This is a genomic window from Sporosarcina cyprini (genome assembly GCF_022048975.1).
Lineage (GTDB): Bacteria > Bacillota > Bacilli > Bacillales_A > Planococcaceae > Sporosarcina > Sporosarcina cyprini.
In genome coordinates this window covers 1-19790 of the sequence record NZ_JAKMHX010000012.1, presented here as the reverse complement: position 1 = coordinate 19790, position 19790 = coordinate 1, and the positions used below count along the sequence as shown (strand labels likewise).

The 19790-nt window shown below is 48.6% G+C and carries 16 protein-coding genes, 1 tRNA gene and 1 rRNA gene; 17 read left to right on the top strand and 1 reads right to left on the bottom strand.

Translation table 11 applies throughout. The features are described 5' to 3' along the window. Positions 1-126 precede the first annotated feature (126 nt). Positions 127-543 (top strand): S1 domain-containing RNA-binding protein, encoded by a 417-nt coding sequence (locus tag L7D49_RS01840; protein WP_238079125.1) that lies wholly within the window; start codon positions 127-129, stop codon positions 541-543. A gap of 148 nt (positions 544-691) precedes the next feature. Further along, positions 692-1159, top strand: coding sequence for a DinB family protein (locus L7D49_RS01835; RefSeq protein ID WP_238079124.1), 468 nt, complete (start codon positions 692-694; stop codon positions 1157-1159). A 47-nt stretch (positions 1160-1206) separates the two neighbouring features. Here L7D49_RS01835 and L7D49_RS01830 read toward each other — a convergent pair. Then, positions 1207-1280: transfer RNA gene (locus L7D49_RS01830), tRNA-Met, on the bottom strand. A gap of 215 nt (positions 1281-1495) precedes the next feature. On the opposite strand from L7D49_RS01830, the gene L7D49_RS01825 reads away from it, so the two are divergent. From L7D49_RS01825 to L7D49_RS01755, 15 genes are all read left to right on the top strand, one after another. Continuing rightward, the gene (locus L7D49_RS01825; protein WP_238079123.1) at positions 1496-3904 is read left to right on the top strand and encodes a SpoIIE family protein phosphatase; all 2409 of its coding nucleotides are present in this window, start codon (positions 1496-1498) and stop codon (positions 3902-3904) included. 32 nt (positions 3905-3936) lie between these two features. Next, positions 3937-5373, top strand: a complete 1437-nt coding sequence (gene tilS, locus L7D49_RS01820; protein WP_238079122.1) for a tRNA lysidine(34) synthetase TilS — start codon at positions 3937-3939, stop codon at positions 5371-5373. Between the two features lie 71 nt (positions 5374-5444). Further along, positions 5445-5987 carry a hypoxanthine phosphoribosyltransferase gene (hpt, locus tag L7D49_RS01815; protein WP_184212206.1) on the top strand — a complete coding sequence of 181 codons (543 nt, stop codon included), beginning with the start codon at positions 5445-5447 and terminating at the stop codon, positions 5985-5987. A gap of 129 nt (positions 5988-6116) precedes the next feature. Then, positions 6117-8138 (top strand): ATP-dependent zinc metalloprotease FtsH, encoded by a 2022-nt coding sequence (gene ftsH, locus L7D49_RS01810; RefSeq protein ID WP_238079121.1) that lies wholly within the window; start codon positions 6117-6119, stop codon positions 8136-8138. A gap of 103 nt (positions 8139-8241) precedes the next feature. After that, complete coding sequence (locus tag L7D49_RS01805; RefSeq protein ID WP_238079120.1) at positions 8242-9006, top strand: type III pantothenate kinase; 765 nt, start codon at positions 8242-8244, stop codon at positions 9004-9006. 14 nt (positions 9007-9020) lie between these two features. Further along, positions 9021-9908, top strand: a complete 888-nt coding sequence (hslO, locus tag L7D49_RS01800; RefSeq protein WP_238079119.1) for an Hsp33 family molecular chaperone HslO — start codon at positions 9021-9023, stop codon at positions 9906-9908. Continuing rightward, positions 9886-10815 carry a peptidyl-prolyl cis-trans isomerase gene (locus L7D49_RS01795; RefSeq protein WP_238079118.1) on the top strand — a complete coding sequence of 310 codons (930 nt, stop codon included), beginning with the start codon at positions 9886-9888 and terminating at the stop codon, positions 10813-10815. The genes hslO and L7D49_RS01795 overlap by 23 nt, the downstream gene beginning before the upstream one ends. A gap of 222 nt (positions 10816-11037) precedes the next feature. Beyond that, on the top strand, positions 11038-11967 hold the full coding sequence (gene cysK / locus L7D49_RS01790) for a cysteine synthase A (protein ID WP_238079117.1): 930 nt from the start codon (positions 11038-11040) through the stop codon (positions 11965-11967). 133 nt (positions 11968-12100) lie between these two features. After that, positions 12101-13540: an anthranilate synthase component I family protein gene (locus tag L7D49_RS01785; RefSeq protein ID WP_238079116.1), complete on the top strand. Its 1440-nt coding sequence runs from the start codon at positions 12101-12103 to the stop codon at positions 13538-13540. Next, on the top strand, positions 13537-14382 hold the full coding sequence (gene pabC, locus L7D49_RS01780) for an aminodeoxychorismate lyase (protein WP_238079115.1): 846 nt from the start codon (positions 13537-13539) through the stop codon (positions 14380-14382). Before L7D49_RS01785 ends, pabC begins: the two co-directional genes overlap by 4 nt. Before the next feature lie 5 nt (positions 14383-14387). Then, positions 14388-15236, top strand: coding sequence for a dihydropteroate synthase (gene folP, locus L7D49_RS01775; protein WP_418895842.1), 849 nt, complete (start codon positions 14388-14390; stop codon positions 15234-15236). Positions 15237-15248: 12 nt separating this feature from the next. Beyond that, positions 15249-15617, top strand: coding sequence for a dihydroneopterin aldolase (gene folB / locus L7D49_RS01770; RefSeq protein ID WP_238079114.1), 369 nt, complete (start codon positions 15249-15251; stop codon positions 15615-15617). Beyond that, a complete protein-coding gene (gene folK, locus L7D49_RS01765) occupies positions 15614-16132 on the top strand; it encodes a 2-amino-4-hydroxy-6-hydroxymethyldihydropteridine diphosphokinase (protein ID WP_336246358.1) in 519 nt (172 codons plus the stop codon). Before folB ends, folK begins: the two co-directional genes overlap by 4 nt. Positions 16133-16287: 155 nt before the next feature. Further along, positions 16288-17778 (top strand): lysine--tRNA ligase, encoded by a 1491-nt coding sequence (lysS, locus tag L7D49_RS01760; RefSeq protein ID WP_238079113.1) that lies wholly within the window; start codon positions 16288-16290, stop codon positions 17776-17778. Between the two features lie 390 nt (positions 17779-18168). Next, positions 18169-19720, top strand: a 16S ribosomal RNA gene (locus L7D49_RS01755). The last annotated feature ends 70 nt before the right edge of the window (positions 19721-19790 follow it).

Sequence of the window (19790 nt, the reverse complement as noted above, 5' to 3'; positions counted from 1 at the left end):
CTTATTGACACTCTTTTTTTGTTGGCTATAATGAGAGTAAGGATCTTGCGCAAGCAAGTGTCGCCGATGTGGTAAATAGGCTTCCGGCGAGAGCCGCTTAATTTTTTAAGGAGGAGCAATTTTTTTATGTCAATTGAAGTAGGCAGCAAGTTACAGGGGAAAGTTACAGGGATCACAAACTTCGGAGCATTTGTTGAGCTGCCGAACGGTTCAACTGGTCTGGTCCATATTAGTGAAGTCGCGGATAATTATGTAAAGGACATTAACGACCATTTAAAAGTGGGAGACATGGTTGAAGTTAAAGTGATGAACGTCGGAACAGACGGTAAAATCGGGCTCTCCATCAGGAAAGCAAAGCCTGAAGCAGAACGTCCTCAACGCCCTCAACGTCCTCGTCATGGTGGAGGCCGTCCTCAAACAGAACGACCTGAAAATTTCGAACAAAAAATGGCAAAGTTCATGAAAGATAGCGAAGAACGTCTTTCCACTTTGAAAAGAGCAACAGAGTCTAAACGCGGTGGCCGTGGCGCAAGAAGAGGGTAACTTGCTGGCTGTTTCAATTTAGGTCCATATATGTAATATGAATTAAGCAATTTTGGTGGCATCGTCCACTGAGATTGCTTTTTTTATGTGGGAAAAAAGGATTCCGTCTACCGGGAAGCGAATGAAATGGGGAAAAGGGGGAATGACAATGGCTGAACACGTGATGAAGGGGTTGCAGCAGTATATTGAGTGGGTGGAAGCACTTCACACCCTGCCTGAACAGGAGGCGGCTATGCCGTATGCGGACGGGAAATGGTCGCCTAAGGAGATTCTCATGCATATGGCGGAGTGGGACCGCTGTACTTTGGAGGAAAGACTGCCTTATATGAAAGACAGCACCACCGTTCAGGAAGTCCTTTCGGAAATTCCGTTCGACGAGTTCAATGCGGAAGCTGCGCGACAGGCGAGGGACAAAACATTTGAAGAGATCAGGGCATATGCGGTGGACATGAGAGGCCGTTTGCTTAGCGAGCTTGTGCAGGTAAGGGAAGAGCAATGGGACGAGCCTATTCATATTGGCGAGTTTACTATTACAATCCGTCAGTATTTTACCGATTTCATCGAACATGACCAGCACCATAAGAAGCAGATTGACTCATTACAAGTGACAGGATGAAAAAAAGCGGCTCCCGGGAAGGGGAGCCGCTTTCGTCTCTTTCAGTATAGCGGCGGAGGGAGTCGAACCCACGACCTCACGGGTATGAACCGTACGCTCTAGCCAGCTGAGCTACACCGCCATGAATGTTCATGAAGTTTGCTTGCGCTACCTTTTTGAACAACAATCAACATATTACATGCGTTTGTGATACATGTCAACTACTCTTCAAGAAAAAGTAGAGAAATTGTCCGTAACACGTCGAAAGATTTTTTGGCACCCTTGTCATGAACAGACAAAATCTGTTCCAAGTCCTATGTATACTTTGAGAAAAGCAGACATAGGGGGAATATGGAAATGAAGATGATAGGTAATCTGGAGAGACCGGTCAGTCAACAAATCCGCCACGCGGTCGAGTCGGTAATGAAGCGAAAACTGTATATTGCGCTGGCGGCTTTGTTTTTAGTAGGATCCTTTTTCTTATCCCAAGCAATTTTATTCGACTCCGCAGTTCCTTTCTTTTTGCCGATTTGGGCATTGGCGCAGCTCCGTTTCCGTAAGCATCTCCTTTGGGCATTCATTGGAGGAATGGCAGGGAGTGCATTATTAGGAGTAGGACAAGCCGTCATTCATTTGCTGGAGCTGTTGCTTTTCAGCGTCGTTGTAAAGCAGCCGCTACTGCGCAAGTCCATCCCGCTCACAGTGGCCGGTTGTATCATTGTCGTCCAAGTCGTATGGCAATTTATTATGTTTGGCGGGAATCCTCCGGTTATCGTCCAGCTGACGATCGGGTTTGAGGCGGTGATCGCCCTTTTCATGACATTTTTCCTCCTTGTCGCGTTTCCTCATACGGAACGAATTTTGTTTGGCCAATGGACTCCTGAAAGGCTGGGCGCCATTTGTATAGTTGGAACGATGGCGACAACCGGGATGGGCGGGCTGATGATTGGACCGGTGTCCATTCCAGGAGTTCTCCTGCATTTAACTATCCTTCTTGCGGCATTAGCGGGAGGATTGCCGTTTTCTACGACAATCGCGATGATGATTGCGGCCATCGCCGGCATTGCAGAGCTTTCATTTACCGGCATGATGGCGGTTTATGGAATGACGGGCTTTTTTGCGGGTGCCTTTCGGAGGCTCGGTAAGCTCGGAATTGCGACGGGAGGATTGGCTGTTTCCGTCTTCTTTCTTCTCTATGACTTAACATTGCCATTGGACGCTTCCCATTTTTATACGATCGCGGCCGCTTCGTTCCTATTTTTCCTCGTGCCTGCAAAGAAAATGGAACCGATCCGCAATATTTTTGTTACGGAGAATCCAGATATGTCGGTAAAACGGCAAAAATGGTTGACCGATCGGATGAACGAGCAATTAAAGGACTTTCAGCAATTTGCTAACTTCATGTCCACTTTGGTGAATGACCGCTTTTCAGATGATCAAGAGGAGCCGGATCGTGCGATTCCGACGATCTGTCAGTCGTGCTTCCGGTATTCTAAATGCTGGGAAAATAAGGATGAAGGGATGGCGAGGCTTCTTTACGAATGGGAATCAACGTATTCTGCAACAAAAAAAGCGGCCCGGCACCGGGTGGAGGAGCGGATTAAACAGAAATGCATCCGGTCCAACGGGTTAATTACTGAAATGGAAGAGCAGTCGACGAACCGGCTGCTGATGGGGCAATTGCAGCACGGCAGGAAGATGCTCGCCCTGCAGCTTCGAGACATGAGCAGTCATCTGGAAAAAATCATGAGTGAAATAAAGGAGGATTTATCTGTTCATAAAGTGGCAGAGGAGGAATTGGCCAAACGGATGGAGCGGCAAGGAATCGAATTTTATCAAATCGATATTTTATCGGAGGTGAGAGGGGCCTATCAAATTGTCTGTTCAGTTCCGGAGAAACGATCGGCATTTGAAACGGATACGACAGTTGCTGAAAGGTTGATTGTGCCAATATTAGAAGAGATGTACGGAGAACCGTTCAAAGTGGCCAAATCTGTTGCGGAACAGCTTCCTTTTCCGCATCTCCAATTGACGTTCAGCTCAGCTGTCCGTTTTTCGATGGAATATGGCGTTGTGGCGACGGCGGGCACAGGGACTTTCTTTGCGGGAGATGCTTATGAAATTTTCCCGATTCATGACGGCTTGACAGCAGTCCTGCTCTCGGACGGAATGGGCCAGGATGTAAACGCTTACCGGGAGAGCCGAAAAGTGATCCGCCTGATGCGGGAATGCCTTGACCGGAAAATGGATCCCGAAACAGCGATGCATACGTTGCATTATATGATGTCGTTGAATGGGCTTGATGATATGTATGCGACACTCGATTTGGCATTGCTCGACTTGCAGGATGGCAAGCTGTGGTCGTGGAAGGCCGGTTCCATGAGCACATACATTAAGAGAGGCCAGGAATTCATTCGCCTGGATAGCAAATCGGTGCCCGTCGGCTTCTTGCCATCCTTCTCGGTCGAAGCGAAAAATGAAGAATTGAAGTCGGGTGATTTGATTGTCATGTTGACGGATGGGATGTTCCATCCGAATGTGTCTATCGAAAAGCAGGAGCAGACACTTTACCGGATCCTGGATACGCATGGGGATTTAAGTGCGGAAGTAGTGTCGGATAAAATAATGGCAGAAATGGAGAGGAAGTTTGGGATGGTGGCGGATGACAGGACGGTGCTAGTTATGAAAATCGATCACATTTTGCCGAAGTGGCAAACAATCCGTCCGCATGATCGAATTATTTCCCGGGAAAGGGTGGTAGTATAGAAGCAAGATCTTGATGTAATGGAGGGTCCTAAATGGACAAGTTTGAACGAAAAGTGATGGACTATATAGAAAGGAGAGCTTTGATTGGACGGGGGGACCGGATCCTCGTCGCTTGTTCAGGCGGCGTTGATTCGGTCGGCCTGCTTCTTTTTCTCGCCAGGCAGCGTGAACTCATAGGCATCGAACTCGCGGCAGTCCATGTAGATCATATGCTGCGCGGCGAAGAATCAAAAGAGGATGGGGTGTATGTAAAAAATCTTTGCGAGCAGACTGATATTCCGTTTTACGGTGGCCAGGTGCCAATACCCGAACTGATAAGAAAGGAAGGCGGCAATGTACAGGATGTTTGCAGAAAGGAGAGATATGGCTACTTTGCGAAAGTGATGGAGGAAGGTGGCTATACGAAGCTCGCAGTAGCGCATCATGCGGAGGATCAGCTGGAAACGGTCCTCATGCAGCTATCCAAGGGAAGTGTTCCTGTCGGGATGCGTGATGCAAGAACTGTTGAAGGAGGCATGCTTATCCGACCATTTATGGCGGTGAATAAATTGGAGATCCGATCATTTATTGAAAAGCTGGGGGTTGCGCACCGTGAAGACCCGAGCAACGCCAGTGATAAGTATACACGCAACTATCTCAGGCATCATGCGGTGCCGCCGATTCTTAAAACAAATCATATGGCAGCGGTCAACTCCGTCCGAATGGCGGAGAGTCTCCAGGAGGATGATGCATTACTGAACGGCATGGCAAGCGAGGCGCTTTCCGGGATGCTTACATTGGCAGCTGAGTGTCTTCCGTCCATTGAAATAAAGCGGTTTGTCCGTATGCACCCTGCTTTACAAAAAAGGATGATTCCTCTACTATTAAATTATCTTTATCGTGGGGAAAAAATACCTGTCGAGTACAGTGCGGCACTTATCGAGCAGCTCCTGCGCCAAATGCAGACGGATGCTGGAAATGCGGCACTCCATCTTCCTGGCGGGTATCTTTGCATAAGGGAATATGGAGTTTTGCGGTTCGAAAAAAGCGTTCAACAGGCGGAGCCCGATCCACCAAAGGAACTGCTGAAAGGCACCTGGACAAAGTGGGGGGAACAGTACTTTTACTGGAATGCTGTTTCTGCAGAAAGCCTGCCACCTTCCAATGAATGCGAGGAGCGTATGTATTTTACGCTGCCTGCAGGGGAGTTGCCGCTTTTTGCAAGAGCCAGGAAAGACGGTGACCGGATTTGGCTGAAGGGAATGGCAGAGCCGAAGCGGTTATCCCGCCTGTTCATTGATGAAAAGGTCGCTTCACAGAAAAGGGAGAGGCTTCCGATCATTGTAACTGCAAATGACGAAGTTTGCGCAGTGCCTAACATTCGTTATGGAAAGTTGTTTTCCAGGAAGGCAATTGGGGAAGAGTATGTATTCATGGTGAAATCTGTTGGCAAATGTTATGGTTCCGATCAGGAGTTGGCGGGTACATAAGTCCCTTCACTTCAATAAGTGGAGACGTATTTGTTTGTCCATCACATCATTTGGAAAGAGGAGGACTTTCGATGTTAGAGAAAGATATCGAAGAAGTATTGATTACTGAAGAACAACTTCAAGAAAAGATAGCGGAGCTTGGAGCTGTCCTGTCTGAGGAGTATAAGGATAAATTCCCGCTAGCCATCGGAGTCCTCAAAGGCGCTCTTCCGTTTATGAGCGATTTGATTAAAAGGATCGATGCATACATAGAATTGGATTTCATGGATGTGTCCAGCTATGGAAACGCGACAGTTTCTTCGGGAGAAGTAAAAATCGTCAAGGACTTGAATACGAGTGTCGAGGGAAGAGACGTCTTAATTATCGAAGACATCATCGACAGCGGGAAAACATTAAATTACCTTGTCGATCTGTTCAAATATCGCAAAGCGAAATCCATTAAAATTGTCACGCTGCTTGATAAGCCGACCGGCCGGAAAGTGGATTTGAGTGCTGACCATGTTGGATTCCTCGTTCCGGATGCGTTCGTTGTTGGATACGGACTGGACTACGCGGAAAAATATCGCAACTTGCCCTATATCGGTGTTCTGAAAAAGGAAATCTACTCTTTTTGAAAGCTTTCCGACAAGTCCTCCTCAAGGGCGACGGAAAGCTTTTTCCATAAGTCGTTTTCATTGTAGATTGGTTCCTATCTGTGTTAAGATTTACAATAGTTTTCTGTTGAAGAAATGAGGAGGCTTGGGATGAATCGAATACTTCGATACTTTCTATTATACGGACTGATTTTCCTTGCCATCATGGGGATTTTCAGTTCACTAAATAATCCGAATCCAAAGATGGAAGAGATCACCACTGACAAATTCTATAGTGAGTTGGAAAAAGGCAATGTAGAGTCTATCACACTTCAACCGGTCAATCTCGTCGTGAACGTCGTCGGAACGATGAAAGGGTATGAAGAAGGCAAGAAATTTACGACCAACATCCTGACCAGTGATACAACAGTGATGAACCAGTATATGGATAAGGGTAAGGCGAAAAATCCAGAGCTGATTATCAAGCAAGCTCCTGAAACAAGCGCGTGGGTATCCTTCTTTACAGGACTTGTTCCATTCATCATCATTATCATCCTGTTCTTCTTCTTGTTGAACCAAGCGCAAGGCGGCGGTGGTGGCCGTGTCATGAACTTTGGTAAAAGCAAAGCAAAGCTTCATACGGATGAACGCAAGAAAGTGCGTTTTTCGGATGTGGCGGGTGCAGATGAGGAAAAGCAGGAATTGGAAGAGGTTGTTGACTTCCTGAAAGACTCCCGGAAGTTTGCCGAGCTTGGTGCTCGCATTCCGAAAGGGATCTTGTTAGTAGGACCTCCGGGAACAGGTAAGACATTGCTGGCCCGTGCGGTAGCAGGAGAAGCTGGCGTGCCGTTCTTCTCGATTTCCGGTTCTGACTTTGTTGAGATGTTTGTCGGTGTCGGTGCATCCCGTGTTCGTGACCTATTCGAGAATGCAAAGAAAAATGCGCCTTGTATTATCTTTATCGATGAAATTGACGCGGTTGGCCGTCAGCGTGGCGCCGGTCTTGGCGGTGGCCATGATGAGCGTGAGCAGACTTTGAACCAGTTGCTCGTTGAAATGGATGGTTTCGACGGTAACGAAGGAATTATCATTGTCGCTGCGACGAACCGTCCAGATATTTTGGACCCGGCTCTTCTTCGTCCGGGACGCTTTGACCGTCAGATCACGGTTGGCCGTCCTGATGTAAAAGGCCGTGAAGCAGTGCTTAAAGTACATGCTCGCAACAAACCGCTTGATGAATCGGTTAACATGAAAGCTCTTGCGCAGCGGACACCAGGTTTTTCCGGTGCTGATCTTGAGAACTTGTTGAATGAGGCTGCACTTGTTGCTGCCCGCAGAGGAAAATTGAAAATCGATATGGCGGATATTGATGAAGCGACAGACCGCGTTATTGCAGGTCCAGCTAAAACAAGCCGCGTCATTTCCGAAAAGGAAAAGAATATCGTCGCCTTCCACGAAGCAGGACACGTTGTTGTCGGCCTCATGTTGGATGACGCTGAAATCGTCCATAAAGTAACCATCGTACCACGTGGCCAGGCAGGCGGATATGCAGTTATGCTACCGAAGGAAGATCGTTATTTCATGACGAAGCCAGAGCTTCTAGACAAAATCGCGGGTCTATTAGGTGGCCGCGTCGCGGAAGAAATCGTGCTTGGCGAAGTATCGACAGGTGCGCACAATGACTTCCAGCGTGCCACAGGAATTGCCCGTTCCATGGTGACGGAATACGGTATGAGTGACAAGCTCGGCCCGATGCAATTCGGCCAGGCGCAAGGCGGTAACGTGTTCCTTGGCAGGGATTTCAATTCCGATCAGAACTATTCCGACTCGATCGCATATGAGATTGATCAGGAAATGCAAAGAATTATTAAAGAACAATACAATCGGACAAAACAGATCCTTACAGAGAATCGTTCACTTCTCGATTTGATCGCTACGACTCTTCTCGATGTGGAGACACTCGATGCCGAGCAGATCAATCATTTGAAAGATCACGGTACATTGCCGGAGCGTTCGTATGAGCGAAATGGCAAAGAAGAACAAGCCGATGCGTCGAAAGATGATGCCGAATCAAAGGATGAAGTGAATCCGGATGTTACAGGCGCACCAAACGATCCATCTGTTGCGGATTTGCCGAAAGAAACTGGCCCAGAACGTCCTCTTCCACCAATCGAAGAAGAACGCAGGGACTGATAGGAAACAGTCGACTGACTTTTAAAAAAGCAGTCGACTGTTTTTCATTCAACCGATTATGGTATGATGTTCTGGAAAACCCGATGTTAGTGAGGAAACGATTATGATCTTAGTGTTGGATACAGGTAATACAAATATCGTGCTAGGCGTTTATGAGCAAGGTGAATTGAAATATCATTGGCGCATGGAGACCTATCGCCATAAAACGGAAGATGAATATGCGATGTCTGTAAAAGCATTATTCTCCCATGTTGGATTGGAGTTTAGCGACATAACAGGTATTATCATCTCTTCTGTCGTTCCGCCGGTCATGTTCCCGCTTGAACAAATGTGCCGGAAATACTTTGATATTCGTCCATTGATCGTCGGGCCTGGCGTCAAAACGGGATTGAATATTAAATACGAAAATCCGCGTGAAGTTGGGGCGGACCGGATTGTCAACGCGGTTGCAGCGATCCATGAGTATGGAGATCCGCTCATCATCGTTGATTTTGGAACGGCGACGACGTATTGCTATGTCAATGAGAAAGGCGAGTACATGGGAGGCGCTATTGCTCCTGGTGTGGGCATTTCGATGGAAGCTCTGTTTGACCGGGCATCCAAACTGCCTCGCGTCGAACTGGTACGTCCGGAACAAGTAATTGGAAAGAATACAGTTGCTGCGATGCAGGCGGGGATTGTCTACGGCTATGTAGGACAAGTCGAAGGTATCGTCGGCCGTATAAAGGCGCAAAGTAAAGTGGAACCGAAAGTCATTGCAACAGGCGGGCTGGCAGATTTAATTGCAAGCGAGACGGATGTCATCGATGTTGTCGACAGCTTTTTGACGTTAAAGGGACTTCATTTAATTTATGAGCGAAATGTGTAAGAGGAGTGGAAATAATGAGTGATTATTTGATCAGAGCGCTGGCGTTCGATAATACAATCCGAGCCTATGCGGTTCGTTCGACTGAGACGGTAAGCGAGTCGCAGCGCCGCCATTATACTTGGCCGACTGCGACAGCTGCACTTGGCCGCTCGATGACGGCTACCGTCATGATGGGTGCTATGCTGAAAGGCGAAGAGAAGCTGACGGTGAAGATTGAGGGGAATGGTCCTCTTGGCCCGATTGTTGCTGATGCGAATGCAAAAGGCGAAGTGCGCGGGTATGCGACACATCCGCAGACCCATTTCGATTTGAATGAAAAGGGCAAGCTCGATGTCCGCCGGGCTGTTGGAACAGAAGGGATGCTCACTGTCGTAAAGGATTTGGGGCTTCGCGATTATTTCACAGGGCAGGTGCCACTCGTTTCCGGTGAAATTGCGGAAGATTTTACACAGTATTTTGTCGTATCTGAACAAGTGCCATCCGCAGTGGGGTTAGGTGTCCTTGTGAATCCGGATAATACCGTGAAAGCGGCAGGTGGATTCGTTATCCAAGTCATGCCGGGTGCAACAGATGAAACAATCACAGAACTCGAGAAGCGTATTTCTACTGTAGAGCCGATCTCGAAATTGATCGATCGTGGATTGACGCCAGAAGAAATATTGGAGGAAGTGCTCGGCCGTGATAATGTCCAAGTGATTGACCGGATGCCGGTAACCTTCAGCTGCAATTGTTCCAGAGAGCGTTTTGGCAATGCGATCATCGGTCTCGGAGAAAAAGAGATCCGCGACATGATCGAGGAAGATGGCCAAGCGGAGGCGGAATGCCACTTTTGTTTAGAAAAGTATGTGTATACGAAAGAAGATCTGGAAGGTTTTATTGATGAAATACGGTCACAGGCGTGAAGCGCAGGATGCGGCCCATCCGGCTAAGCGTCGGCTGAAGACAAAGCCTTTGCTTATCTTGATCGGCGTTTTGCTGTTCACGAACTTGCTTTGGTTCATCGGGTGGCTGATTCCCGATAAACAGCCGATCGAAGCGACGGAAGAAGTCGCTTCGGTCGCTGGCAAGCCGATCACGCGGGCGGACTGGCTACGGGCGATGGAGAAGAAAGTGGGCCGTGATGTGTTGCTGGAGCTGGTGAATGAACGGGTCATGGAAGAAGCGGCAAAAAAATATGGAATTAAAGTGACCGACGATGAAATCAATCTCGAGTTGGCGCTTATTTCAGCAGTGGACGGGCAAACCCATTCAGGCCTGGATGCTGAGGAGACGAGGCAGAAAATCCGCTCCAATCTCATCCTGGAAAAAGTATTGACGAACGATGTCGTGATCACGGATAAAACGGTCAAGGCCTACTATGAGGAAAACGAATCCTTGTATAATATCCAAACGGCTTATCGGACGGCCTCCATCTTCTTGCCGACAGAGGAAGAAGCGAAGAAGACGGTCGAGGAATTGGGAAAGGGCTCTGATTTCAATGCCCTTGCCAAAGAACGTTCCACAGATTTGGCGTCTGCCAGTCTGGGCGGGGATTTAGGCTACTTGAACGCCTCTTCAGAAACAGTGGATGGAGCAATTGTCAAAGCCGTTCCTACAGTAAAAGAAGGCGGCACAAGTGATGTCATCCGTTTGCAATCTGGTACATATGCAGTCATTCAAGTGAAGGAAGTCATCGAAGGCCGTTCTTTCTCTTATGGTGAAGTGGAAGATCATATCCGGAGGGAACTTGCGCTTGAACAATTATCTCAATCTGTGACACCGGAAGCGTTCTGGAAGGAATTTGACGCGGAATGGTTTTACGGAAAGTGATAAAAATTTGTGGAAATAAGAACGAAAGCGACGGAGGAGCGGCGGGCTCGTGCGTCGCTTTTTTATGTTTCGGTTTATCACGGTCAGGGGAAAGGGACAAGGAGTGACAGAAGGGAATCATATTTTGGGGCATTTCCTCCGAGTTGACAATTGGAACGAATGGAGCGTATTATTAATACTATAAAACATATGAAAGTAGTAGGGATTAGGAGAGGATACAATATGACAAGAGTGGGGAATTCAGTTGCGGACTTGGTCGGGCAAACGCCGCTTGTTCGTGTAAACAAAATGACGGGTCCTGAAGATGCAGAGATTTATTTGAAACTAGAATATTTCAATCCGGGCTCCAGTGTGAAGGATCGGATTGCCCTGGCGATGATTGAAGCAGCGGAAAAATCCGGTGAATTGAAGGAAGACAGCACGATTATTGAACCGACCAGCGGCAATACGGGGATCGGTTTAGCGATGATTGCAGCGGCAAAAGGATATCGTTCTGTCCTTGTCATGCCGGACACGATGAGCTTGGAGCGGAGAAACCTACTGCGGGCGTACGGCGCTGATTTGGTGTTGACGCCGGGAGCCGAAGGAATGAAAGGTGCCATCGCAAAAGCGGAAGAGCTCGCAGAGGAAAACGGCTGGTTCATGCCGCAGCAGTTCAATAACGAAGCGAACCCCGAAGTGCACCGCCTGACAACAGGACCGGAAATTGCGAATGCGATGGATCGTGTGGATGCATTCATTTCAGGTATCGGTACAGGCGGTACAATCACAGGTGTAGGCAGCGTATTAAAAGAACGCTTCCCGGAAGTGAAAATCGTAGCCGTTGAACCGGAAGACTCCCCGGTATTATCAGGTGGCAAGCCGGGTCCACATAAAATCCAAGGAATTGGCGCTGGATTCGTTCCGAAGGTGTTGGATACGGAAATTTATGATCAAATTATCCAAGTTTCCAATGATGATGCGTATGACACGGCCCGCCGTGCAGCACGTGAAGAAGGCGTACTGGGAGGCGTTTCTTCTGGAGCAGCTATTTTCGCTGCTTTGCAAGTAGCCAAAGAGCTTGGGAAAGGTAAAAAAGTAGTAGCCATCCTGCCGTCTAACGGGGAACGCTACTTGAGTACTCCTCTATATAACTTTGAGGAAAGCGAATAAGATGGACAGCGGAGGGAGCAAGTGGCCCTCCCTTTTTTTATACATATTATTTCCGGCTCTTTTTTATAGTGGCGTGATTACACTTTTTCGCGTTAAGATGAGGGTACCAAAGCAATAGAAGGAGAATGCAAGAATGGATATTCGGCAACTGGATTATGAAACTGCGAAAATGACGAGAGAGGCATTTTTTTATGCATACAAAACACTTGCGGGTGAAACGGAACGGCATGTTCTGCTGGAAAGCGGCCGGACCGGCAAATTGTGTATTGCTGGGATAAACCCGCTTGCTACTTTGCAGGCATCCGAAGGTGATTCATTGGAAGTGACTTGGCGGGATGGTGCAACGGAAAGTAAGGCAGGACAAGACCCGCTGGAAGCGATCGAGTCATTTCTCGGCTCTTTTGAAGTTGGCTCTGTACCTGAACTGCCTGAATTTCAAGGTGGAGCGATTGGATTCGTCAGCTATGATTATGTTCGCAGGTATGAGACATTGCCGTCTGTTGCGATAAACGATTTAGAGACACCGGATGTCTATTTTTATTTGTTTGATCAGTGGGCGGTACTCGATACGGAGACCGAACAGGTTTATTTTATAACATTGCCGGATCGCGATGTGTGTCCGAAGCAGATGAAGGAGAAGTGGCTGGACGCTGCGGCAAAAGGGCTGGAGACGAGAAAATTCGATTTGCAGGTGAAAGCCGTTCCGACTGCGGTGCCTGAAGAGATCCGTTTTTCTGTCGATGCCGCGCAATTTGAGCGGATGGTGGTAGAAGTTCAGCGTTTTATCGAATTGGGAGACGTTGACCAGGTGAATCTTTCGGTCCGCCAATCTGCAATGCTGCAGGCGGATCCGTTGGATATGTACGAGGCGCTGCGTGCAATTAACCCATCTCCTTATATGGCTTCAATCGGTTCACCTGATTTTGCTGTTGTGTCCGGTTCACCTGAACTGCTTTTGAAAAAGCGCGGAGATGTGGTAAGCACGAGGCCGATCGGGGGAACCCGGCCGAGAGGGAAAGATGAGACAGAAGATCGTGAGCTGGAAGCCGAACTGTTGTCGAATACGAAAGAGACGAGAGAGCATAAAATGCTCGTTGACGTCGAGCTTGATGACTTCAGCCGGATCTGCGCTGAAGGGACTGTGGAGACGGATGAGTTCATGGTCATCGAAAAGTATTCGCATGTCATGCACTTAGTGTCCAATCTGCGTGGAGTGGTGCGAGAGGATCAGACGAATGCAGACGTCATCCGTGGCGTCTTTCCGGGCGGGTCGATTACCGGAGCGCCTAAAGTCCGGACGATGGAACTGATCGAGGAACTGGAACCGACGCGGAGAGGGTTATATACCGGTTCCATCGGTTGGATTGGATTCAATGGCGACCTCGACTTGAACATTGTCATCCGTACGGCGTATATAAAAGATGGAGAAGCGTTTATCCAAGCTGGTGCAGGGCTCGTTTCGGATTCCGTGCCTAGAGCTGAGTATATCGAGTCATTGAATAAAGCGAACGCGCTATGGCAGGCGAAAGAAATGGCGGAAGCTGTCCGAGTGAAAAAAGGCATGCCGCTATGATTTGCTGGATGAATGGGGCTGTTTATCGAGCAGAGGAGCTTCGCATTTCTCCCCTCGATCACGGTTTCTTATACGGCGTCGGTTTTTTCGAGACGTTTCGGACATATGGCGGCAAGGTGTTTTTATTCAAAGAGCATATGGCGCGTTTGCGATCAGCTTTGGATGATTACAACATCTCATTCCCCTATACGGATGCTGACATCAAGGATGCCATCCGAATTTTGACGGAGAGTGCGAATGGAGAGGACGGTTATTTCCGTCTAAATGTTTCTGCGGGCGTGCATGAAATCGGATTGGCCCCCTCAGCATACGACACGCCGAATGTCCTGTTATTTCGGAAGGAACTGTTGAAGACGGAAAGAGGGACTGAAAAGAAGGCGCAGTGGCTTTCTACGCCCCGAAACAAACCGGAATCAGGGGTGCGGCATAAATCACACGCCTACTTGAACAATGTCCACGGTCGTTTAGAAATCCAAAGCTTGCGAGATCAGGAAGGCCTCTTTTTGACGCCGGACGGCTTTGTGGCGGAGGGTGTGACGTCGAATGTCTTCTGGGTGAAAAATGAAAGGCTCTTTACGCCGGCAGTTGGTACGGGAATTTTGCCGGGGACGACCCGGGCTTTTATCATCCGGCATGCACACCAAGCGGGGCTGGAAGTGACGGAAGGCTATTTCAGGCAGAGTGAGCTGGAAGCCGCCGAGGAAGTGTTTATTACAAATGCCATCCAGGAGATTGTCCCGATCCGGAATATAGGATCAGTTATATTTGCGGGAAATGAGGGGCTTTATTACAATCGATTGCACCAGATCTACCAGGAAGCAATTGAAGCGATTGAGGAGTGACAACTGTGGAACTGACATATGCGAATGATGTGTACCGGTTTGGCCGTACCGAAATTGATTTTAAAAAAGAGACGGTTGTAATGGGCATCTTGAATGTAACGCCCGATTCATTTTCAGATGGCGGTAAATATGGCCAGATTGACGCGGCGCTGCGACATGCGGAAGAGATGCTGCGGGATGGCGCGAAAATCATTGATATAGGCGGGGAATCAACCCGTCCGGGCCATAAGCCGGTTTCCTTGGAGGAAGAATTGGATCGGACGATTCCGGTAATTGAGGTATTGGCGAGGGAACTGGATTGTGTCATCTCCATCGACACCTACAAAGCAAAAGTCGCTGAAGAGGCATTGAAAGCGGGAGCTCATATTATCAATGATATTTGGGGAGCCAAGTGTGAGCCGGCTATAGCAAGTGTAGCAGCGGAGTTCGGCGCTCCGATCATCTTGATGCACAACCGAGAAGAGGCGGTGTATCAAGGCCCTTTCATGGATGAAGTCATCCGCGACTTGGAAGAGAGCGTGGAGATTGCAATCAAGGCGGGCGTACCTCAGGGCAACATCTGGTTAGACCCGGGAATCGGATTTGCGAAAAACACGCAGCAAAATGTGTGGACGATGCAGGGGCTACGCAGAATTTCCAACCTAGGCTACCCAGTCCTGCTCGGTACGTCGCGCAAATCAATGATTGGCGCAATACTCGGCCTACCTGTCGAAGAGCGCATGGAAGGAACAGGCGCCACCGTCTGCTTCGGTATTGACAATGGTTGTCATATCATGCGGGTGCATGACGTGAAAGAAGTGGCGCGTATGGCGAAAATGATGGATGTTCTGGCGAATAAAATGGAGGTTAAGTAAGGGGGACTTCTCATGGATTATATTCATTTGCACGAAATGGAGTTTTACGGATACCACGGTGCGCTACCTGAAGAAAACCGGCTGGGACAGCGCTTTCGGGCTACCGTGACACTGGCGGTTGATTTGCAAGAAGCAGGCCGGACGGACGATCTGAATAAAACGGTGAATTACGCAGAAGTATATGAACTAACCAAGTCAGTCGTGGAAGGGCGTCCGTATCAGCTGATAGAAGCAGTAGCAGAGGAAATTGCAGCACAAGTATTACGTGCATTTCCGGATAAGGTAACAGGCGTCCGGGTTGTTCTCGTGAAACCGGATCCGCCGATTCCTGGACACTACGCGGCTGTTTCTGTCGATATCACCAGGGGGAGTTTCGAATGAACACCGCTTATATTTCAATTGGCTCCAATATCGGGGACCGGCTGCATCAACTGATGGATGCCGTCCGTTCGTTGCATGGCCATAAAGGGATTACTGTGGCTAACCTTTCATCGGTGTATGAAACGATTCCGGTTGGATATACCGACCAAAGTGACTTTTTGAATCTCGTTGTGAAGGTGGAGACGAGCCTAAGCGCGCAAGATTTACTTTCAGTATGTCAACAAATTGAGAATGAACAAGGTCGCGTCCGAACGGTTAGATGGGGTCCGCGGACGGTAGACCTTGACATTCTGCTCTATAATAACGACAATATTGAATCAGAGAACCTGCTCGTGCCGCATCCTCGTATGCGTGAAAGAGCCTTTGTTCTCATTCCGCTGCTAGAAATGGAACCGCTCATTGAACATCCGGTGACCGAATTGCCTTTTGCGGCAGAGCCTGCTGTACTGGACAGCGGAGTGGTACGTTGGATGGAAGCCAAGAGGCTTGTTGATTTCTGGAGCAAGCCGGAATAAAGAGTTTCTTCTATATACGGTGTATATTTGTATGAAGGATGAAGAAAAGCCGTCATCTAACGTGGCGGCTTTTTTTACATAGGCACTTTGTGTACAATAAGGTTATGCCATAAGTGTAATGTACGAACAATGGTTAAAAGGAGTGAACGAAGGAAATGTCCCATTTGGATGAATTGAACGATCAACTATTGGTGAGACGCCAAAAGATGGATGAGTTGAGAGGGAAGGGCATTGATCCGTTCGGCATGCGATTTGAACGGACGCATCTTTCCAATGAAATACAAGAAGCTTATGAAGGCGTTTCGAAAGAGGAGCTGGATGAGCAGGTAATTGAAGTGAAAATTGCTGGACGGATCATGACGAAGCGCGGAAAAGGGAAAGCCGGCTTTGCGCACGTTCAAGATCTTGGCGGTCAAATTCAAATTTATGTGCGTCAAGATGCGGTAGGCGAAGAGGCATATGAATTGTTCGATGATGCAGACCTTGGAGACATCGTCGGTATTAAGGGCCTTGTATTCAAAACAAAGGTTGGAGAACTTTCTATTAAGGCGAATGAATTCACGGTCTTAACGAAAGCGCTGCGTCCTTTGCCTGATAAATTCCACGGCTTAAAGGATATTGAACAACGGTATCGCCAACGCTATTTGGATTTGATTTCTTCCGAGGAAAGCAAAGTGACATTCATTACAAGAAGCCGTATCATTCAATCGATGCGCCGTTACTTGGATAACCAAGGCTTCCTTGAAGTGGAGACACCTATGCTGCATTCCATCGCGGGAGGCGCAAGTGCGCGTCCGTTCATAACGCACCATAACACGCTTGATATGGAACTTTATATGCGTATTGCGATTGAACTGCATTTAAAACGTCTAATTGTCGGCGGCCTTGAGAAGGTATATGAAATCGGACGTGTATTCCGTAATGAAGGAATCTCGACGCGCCATAATCCTGAATTTACAATGATGGAACTGTATGAAGCGTATGCCGACTATGAAGATATTATGGAATTGACGGAGAACATGATCGCTCATATGGCTCAAGATGTGCTTGGCACGACAAAGGTTCAATATGGCGAGGACATGATCGACCTGGCTCCGGGTTGGAAGCGACTCCATATGGCGGATGCGGTTAAGGAATATACAGGTGTGGATTTCTGGAAAGAGATGTCGAAGGAAGAGGCACATGCACTTGCCAAAGAACATGGCGTCGAAGTAACAGCGATGATGGAAGTGGGACATGTCTTAAATGAGTTCTTTGAACAAAAAGTAGAAGAGCAGTTGGTTCAGCCTACTTTCATTTACGGACATCCAGTCGAAATCTCTCCACTTGCGAAGAAGAATCCGAAAGACGAGCGCTTCACAGATCGTTTTGAGTTGTTCATCGTACGGAGAGAGCATGCGAATGCCTTCACGGAATTAAACGATCCGATTGATCAGCGTGCGCGTTTTGAAGCGCAGCTTGTGGAAAAGGAACAAGGCAACGATGAAGCGCATGAAATGGACGAAGACTTCATTGAAGCGCTTGAATATGGTTTGCCTCCTACAGGCGGACTTGGCATCGGTATCGACCGTCTGGTCATGTTATTGACCAACTCCCAGTCGATCCGCGATGTATTGCTATTCCCGCAAATGCGTTCAAAGGATTAATTACTTGCCCGCATAACACGTGAAGTGCGTTGTTATGCGGGTTTTCATAACTTCTTATGAAAAAACAAATGTTTTTTTGAAATAGGTATTGCAAACAAGTTAGAGAGCTGTTATATTAAATAACGTTGCACTTCCGATAAACAAAAACAACGAAAAACGGTTGAAAAAGAAATCGAAAAAAGTTGTTGACAGGAAGTCGACAGAGTGGTAAGATATAAGAGTTGCTGCTACGAGCTAGCAACGAAATGAACCTTGAAAACTGAACAGCAAAACGTCAACAATAAAGTCTGAACTCGACCTCGTCGGGAAGAGGACAAACACGAATCTTCGGATTCGAAATTGACATCTTAAATGATGCCAGCAAGAAACTCGAGCTATTCGAATTTCTCTTTTATGGAGAGTTTGATCCTGGCTCAGGACGAACGCTGGCGGCGTGCCTAATACATGCAAGTCGAGCGGACAGATGGGAGCTTGCTCCCTGAAGTTAGCGGCGGACGGGTGAGTAACACGTGGGCAACCTGCCCTGCAGATGGGGATAACTCCGGGAAACCGGGGCTAATACCGAATAATCAGTTCCTCCGCATGGAGGAACTCTGAAAGACGGTTTCGGCTGTCACTGCAGGATGGGCCCGCGGCGCATTAGCTAGTTGGTGGGGTAACGGCCTACCAAGGCGACGATGCGTAGCCGACCTGAGAGGGTGATCGGCCACACTGGGACTGAGACACGGCCCAGACTCCTACGGGAGGCAGCAGTAGGGAATCTTCCACAATGGACGAAAGTCTGATGGAGCAACGCCGCGTGAGCGAAGAAGGTTTTCGGATCGTAAAGCTCTGTTGCGAGGGAAGAACACGTACGAGAGTAACTGCTCGTACCTTGACGGTACCTCGTCAGAAAGCCACGGCTAACTACGTGCCAGCAGCCGCGGTAATACGTAGGTGGCAAGCGTTGTCCGGAATTATTGGGCGTAAAGCGCGCGCAGGCGGTCCTTTAAGTCTGATGTGAAAGCCCACGGCTCAACCGTGGAGGGTCATTGGAAACTGGAGGACTTGAGTGCAGAAGAGGAAAGCGGAATTCCACGTGTAGCGGTGAAATGCGTAGAGATGTGGAGGAACACCAGTGGCGAAGGCGGCTTTCTGGTCTGTAACTGACGCTGAGGCGCGAAAGCGTGGGGAGCAAACAGGATTAGATACCCTGGTAGTCCACGCCGTAAACGATGAGTGCTAAGTGTTAGGGGGTTTCCGCCCCTTAGTGCTGCAGCTAACGCATTAAGCACTCCGCCTGGGGAGTACGGCCGCAAGGCTGAAACTCAAAGGAATTGACGGGGACCCGCACAAGCGGTGGAGCATGTGGTTTAATTCGAAGCAACGCGAAGAACCTTACCAGGTCTTGACATCCCGCTGACCGGCATGGAGACATGTCTTTCCCTTCGGGGACAGCGGTGACAGGTGGTGCATGGTTGTCGTCAGCTCGTGTCGTGAGATGTTGGGTTAAGTCCCGCAACGAGCGCAACCCTTGATCTTAGTTGCCAGCATTCAGTTGGGCACTCTAAGGTGACTGCCGGTGACAAACCGGAGGAAGGTGGGGATGACGTCAAATCATCATGCCCCTTATGACCTGGGCTACACACGTGCTACAATGGACGGTACAAAGGGCTGCGAACCCGCGAGGGGGAGCCAATCCCATAAAACCGTTCCCAGTTCGGATTGCAGGCTGCAACTCGCCTGCATGAAGCCGGAATCGCTAGTAATCGTGGATCAGCATGCCACGGTGAATACGTTCCCGGGTCTTGTACACACCGCCCGTCACACCACGAGAGTTTGTAACACCCGAAGTCGGTGGGGTAACCCTTACGGGAGCCAGCCGCCGAAGGTGGGACAGATGATTGGGGTGAAGTCGTAACAAGGTAGCCGTATCGGAAGGTGCGGCTGGATCACCTCCTTTCTAAGGATAATTACGGAATATGAACCTCCGGTTCATACGTTGACGTTTTGCGTTCAGTTTTGAAGGTTCA